Below are 4,869 nucleotides of genomic sequence, written 5' to 3' on the forward strand. Positions count from 1 at the left end.
GTCGGCAGTGCTTTTGCCGGAGCTTTCCGCTTTTGAGCTGCTGCTGTTCGAGCCGCAGCCCGCCGCTGCCGCAAGCAGCATTGAGCAGGCGAGAACAGCCGCTGTTACTTTTTTAATGTTTTTCATATTTTTCTCCTTTTTTCATTAACTTTTTCCCACGGCATCGTTATCCTCTGCAAAACGCCTGCAAGCCAAAACAGCAGCAGACTGAGCAGTGAGATAACGATTATGACCGCGAACATTTTATCATACCTGTTGGATTTACGCACAATAGTCATATACCTTCCCAAGCCCCATGTGCCGCCGAGCATTTCGGAAATCACCGCGCCCACAACTGCGTAGGACACGGATATCTTCAGCCCTGCGAAGAACTGGCCGAGCGCGGCTGGTATTTTGACATAGCGGAAGGTTTTTAGTCTGCCGGCTCCCATCGAGCGCATTAGGCTGACCGTGTCGGCGTCCACCGAGCCGAAGCCCTCGAGCAGGCTGACCGTGATGGGAAAGAACACGATGAACACTACCAGCACGATTTTGGGCAGCATGTCAAAGCCCAGCCAAAGCACCAGCAGCGGCGCTATGGCTATAGTGGGTATCGTCTGGCTGACGATTATCAGCGGATAGGATATCTTTTTGACGACGATGAAGCGATCCATGACCGCCGCAGACAAAAAGCCGAGGGCTATGCCTATGAGCAAGCCTATGGCGGTTTCGATGAGCGTCACGCGAGCGTGCTTAAAAATCAGCTCTCTGTCGTCCCAAAACGCTTTCCATACCGCCTCGGGCGACGGCAAAATGTTTTTGGGGATATCGCTGAACGAACACAGCGCGACCCATACGCCGAACACCAGCAGGATCGCCGCGACCGGCGGCAAAACCTTAAATATGATGCTTCGTAACTTTTCTTTCAATTGAAAGCACGTCTCCCTCCGGACGGTAATCGACCTTGATATAGGCGAGCACGGACGGCGCGCCGGCTCTTATAGCGATATGCTGGCACTCCTTAACGATATCCATGAGCTCGTCGTAATCGCCCTCGATGGCGGTCTCAAACGGTCCCACATAGCACTTTAGTCCCGTGCTTTTGATATAGGCGATGACCTCGTCCACTATGCGGATGAGCTCTTCGTCGTTCTTCGCCTCGGGCAAGGTCTGGATTGCAACGCTTGCGTTCATAAAATTCCTCCTAACAAAAAATAAGCACCGCGCAAACGCAGTGCTCTGAAAACAATATATATGAGCTTCCTACGTCGACATTATCCGAATCAGGTTAAGGGTCAAGGCGACGCAGCCTTTTCTCAGCCCGATTTCACGGACTCCCCTGCTTCTCCATATAGTTTACAACTGCTAACACAAAATGTCAAGTAGTTTATTTTGCTTTTTTGTTGACAGATTGTATGTGTTAAAATGATATGAACCAATAAAAAGAGAAGTAACTTCAAAAATATGGTATAATGGAATCACCACAAAACACATTAACCAAGAAGGAAGTTACTTCTCATGAACATTGTAACACAAGAAGCAAAGAAAAAGCAAGCGGTAGTTGAATTTGCATACAAAAAAGGAAAGAGCGCAGCAAGCGAAAAATACGGAGTGAGTCTTTCAAGTGTTAAGCGTTGGTGCGCAAGATACGATGGAACATGGCAGTCGCTGAAAGAACGTTCACACAGACCGCATAGCCATCCTAACCGACATACGCCCAAAGAAGAACGGCAGATAAAGAATTCATTCAAGAAAAAGTTCAAAAGGTATGGTTGGGATGGCGTATATACCGATCTGCTGAGAAAAGGGTACAAGCGCAGCTTTTCTGGAATGGTATATGCAGCCAAAAGAATGGGGTTACATGAGCAGAAAAAACCGAAGAAGAAAAGCCGCAAGCAAAGACGATATCCAGAGCTGCTGACACCGGGCGAGAAGGTGCAGATAGATGTAAAAGAAGTACCGTTTAATTGTCTCAGAGGCAAGGTTTTGCGCGATAATAAGCACCTTTATCAGTGGACAGCGATAGATGAATGTACGAGAATGAGGTTTGTGTACGCCTTTGAGGAACACACACCGGAGAATAGCGTAAGGTTTCTAAAAATGCTGATCAAGGCATTTCCATTTAGGATACAGACAATACAAACAGACAACGGAACAGAATTTACCTATAAATATATCAGTGATGACGTAATATGCCCGTTCGATAAAGCGCTTCAAAAACTGAGAATAAATCATAAGCTGATACCGCCCAGAACACCCTGGCACAACGGAAAAGTAGAAAGAAGTCATCGAAACGATCAGAGATATTTCTATGACTGGGAAACCTTCACAAGCGTTGAAGAATTGAATAGGAAACTCAAAGACCACTTGGAATGGAGCAATAGTAAAAGAATGAGAACGCTCGACTGGAAAAGCGCTAAACAGCTATTGGCGGAAAAGCTATCTGCCTGAGTCGCCGTTTTTGCCCGCCTTTTTCGTTCCGCTACGCTCCACTCCAAAGGCGGGCAAAAACATTGTACCATATCGTTGCTTTTATTTTTACCTATAATGGGTCACATCTATTTACAACGCAGAGATTCTGCGTTTTTATCGAGAAAACATCTTGACAAAACCGCGTGTATGTGGTATCATACTTTCTGCGAGTGAGTGAGGCTCACCTCGCAGCAACTAAATATTTAGGGGTATAGCTCAGTTGGTAGAGCAGCGGTCTCCAAAACCGCGTGCCGAGGGTTCAAGTCCTTCTGCCCCTGCCAAACCGATAGTCTTAAAAATGGCTTATTTAAGCCGTTTTTAAGACTTTTCTTTTTGTTCCGTGCTGTTCTGATGCTTGGCGAATGGGTCAAAAATCCTCGGTTTGGGGTTTATTTGGTGTTTATGGGTATCGGGTTATACAGAGAGTTATTGAGATTTGCGGCGGGATTTTGGCTGATTCATTTAGTGCCGTCCGCTTGCTTTTTTGACTTTGCCGCTGTCGACTTCTGAATAAAACCCATGAAAAAACCGCTGTCGTGATGGCAGCGGTTTTGTTCGTTATACGGCGGCTTTTGTCTTTTGCTTTGAAAAAATATCCTCTATCTTTTCGGCGGCAGTGTCGTCGGCGGATTGAATCGCGTGGGCGTAGACCCTGCCGGTTGTGGCGGTGTTGGAGTGTCCTAACCGCTTGGATACCGTAGTGATCGGCACGCCGGCGGCGAGCTGCAACGTGGCGTTGGTATGTCTGAGCGAGTGCAGCGTAATGAAAGGGATCTCCGGGTGCTGCTTCATAAACTTGGAAAACCAGCTCGACACGCTGTCGGGCTTGAGCGGCTTGCCCTCCGGATTCGTGAACACATAATCCTCTGTTCCCTTCCAGTAGGAGCCGAGCGATAGGCGCTGCTCCATCTGCGCGACTTGGTGCGCGCGCAAATCATCAAGCGTAGTCTGCGGCAGTCTGATCACGCGCTCGGAGCTCTTGTTCTTCGGCTTGTCCTCAAAGATACCGCGCTTTGGAAGAAACTGTATCGTGCGGCAGATTTTCAGCGTTCCCTTTTTGAAATCGATATCCGACCACTTCAAGCCGAGGGCTTCGCCGCGCCGCATTCCCGTGAACAGCAGCAGGCGCACAATGGTGCGGTGCAGCTCGTCGGCGGTCTCGATCGCGCTGATCAGCGCGTCCGCCTGTACTTCGTCAATGTATTTGGCTTCCTTTTCCTCCGCTTTCGGCGTTTTCGTGCGTTCGCAGGGGTTTGAGAACAGCACGCCCCACTCAACGGCGGTATTCAGTATCACAGAAATCAGGCGGTGATAATGCTGGATCGTCTTGCCTGAAAGCGTCTTGTGACCTTCACCGACGGGCGTAAACAACTCTGACAGCGGCATTTCGAGCGCAGCCGCGAGCTTCTCGGCGTTCTGTTGATTGACGTTGTTGCCCTTGCGAATGGAGATCATCGTCGTGTTGGAGATACCCGAACGCCGGCACAGCGCGGCGGTCGTCAGCTCATTTTCGCGCAGATAATCGTCCATGCTGATGTTGCAGGTGTATTTGGTGTCGAGCCGGACGCCGCTCTCGGCGAGATTGGCGTAGAACGCGCGCAAATGCGGCGGCTGTATCTTGCAGAGCTTGATGTGACCGATTGCGGCGTTGATGCGCGGTATCAGACTCTCATAACGGGCGTAGGTGCGCGGGCGAAGGTCGTTTTTGCGGTCTTTTAGCCATATCTCGGCAAACTCGGCAAAGCGGATGTTTTCATCAAGCACCTGTCCTTTCAAACAGCGTTCCTCAAACAGCGTGGCTTGCCGCTGCACTTCCTTCTCGATCTGCTTGGTGGTCATGTTCGGCTCCGGCTTCCACGTCATGGTTTTGCGGATCTGCTTGCCGGTCATGTCGTAGCCGCAGGACACAATGAAGCGGTAGGAATTATTCCTCTTTTCTATGGTTGCCAGTTTTTTCACCTTCTTTTATATCTTCTATTCTTTCCTCTAACTTCCTGCATCTTTTCTTTATTGACTCCTCGTGACGCGGTAATTTGTACTTTTTGGCTTCTTCGTCAAATGGGTTCACATCATTCTCAAAATCACTAAGCATTGTGTGAAATTCATTTTCGACTAATTGTTTTAAGAATAGCGCGTATTCTTCGCCTTCGATGAATTTGCCGAAACGATAATGAGAATAATCCGGGTTTAATAGTAATCTATCATCTTCTGTCTCTATACTCGAATCATCCTCATCTCCGTATATGTTTACGGTAGCAATTCTTCTTAAAATCTCCATACCGTTCCAATAGTATGTTATATTTTCCGTAAAGTAGTTTATTATGTCCAAATATGAGAATAGTTTGTTTGACGATTCACAATCAAAATAATCAGACTCTCTTACTAAATTACGATTAGTGTCTTTCGCCAAAAGGGTTC

At 48.0% G+C, this 4,869-nt stretch carries 5 protein-coding genes, 1 tRNA gene and 1 riboswitch; of the genes, 2 read left to right on the forward strand and 4 right to left on the reverse strand.

What is annotated here, in order from left to right; genetic code table 11:
* Positions 1-122 precede the first annotated feature (122 nt).
* Together JKK62_RS09935 and JKK62_RS09940 are read right to left on the reverse strand one after the other, a co-directional pair.
* On the reverse strand, positions 123-908 hold the full coding sequence (locus JKK62_RS09935) for an ABC transporter permease (RefSeq protein WP_201427757.1): 786 nt from the start codon (positions 906-908) through the stop codon (positions 123-125).
* Positions 877-1,173 carry a thiamine-binding protein gene (locus tag JKK62_RS09940; protein WP_201427758.1) on the reverse strand — a complete coding sequence of 99 codons (297 nt, stop codon included), beginning with the start codon at positions 1,171-1,173 and terminating at the stop codon, positions 877-879. Before JKK62_RS09940 ends, JKK62_RS09935 begins: the two co-directional genes overlap by 32 nt.
* 49 nt (positions 1,174-1,222) lie before the next feature.
* A riboswitch (TPP riboswitch) is annotated at positions 1,223-1,330 on the reverse strand.
* A gap of 167 nt (positions 1,331-1,497) precedes the next feature.
* Between JKK62_RS09940 and JKK62_RS09945 the strand changes: the two genes are divergently transcribed.
* Entirely contained in the window at positions 1,498-2,430 is a 933-nt protein-coding gene (locus JKK62_RS09945; protein ID WP_201427759.1) for a DDE-type integrase/transposase/recombinase, read from the forward strand.
* 226 nt (positions 2,431-2,656) lie between these two features.
* Positions 2,657-2,732, forward strand: a tRNA-Trp gene (locus tag JKK62_RS09950).
* A gap of 277 nt (positions 2,733-3,009) precedes the next feature.
* Here JKK62_RS09950 and JKK62_RS09955 read toward each other — a convergent pair.
* Entirely contained in the window at positions 3,010-4,410 is a 1,401-nt protein-coding gene (locus JKK62_RS09955) for a tyrosine-type recombinase/integrase (protein ID WP_366503308.1), read from the reverse strand.
* Positions 4,376-4,869, reverse strand: a 494-nt coding sequence (locus JKK62_RS09960; RefSeq protein WP_207752168.1) for a hypothetical protein, incomplete at its 5' end; no start/stop codon positions are given. The genes JKK62_RS09960 and JKK62_RS09955, both read right to left, overlap by 35 nt.

This window comes from Ruminococcus difficilis, from assembly GCF_016680995.1.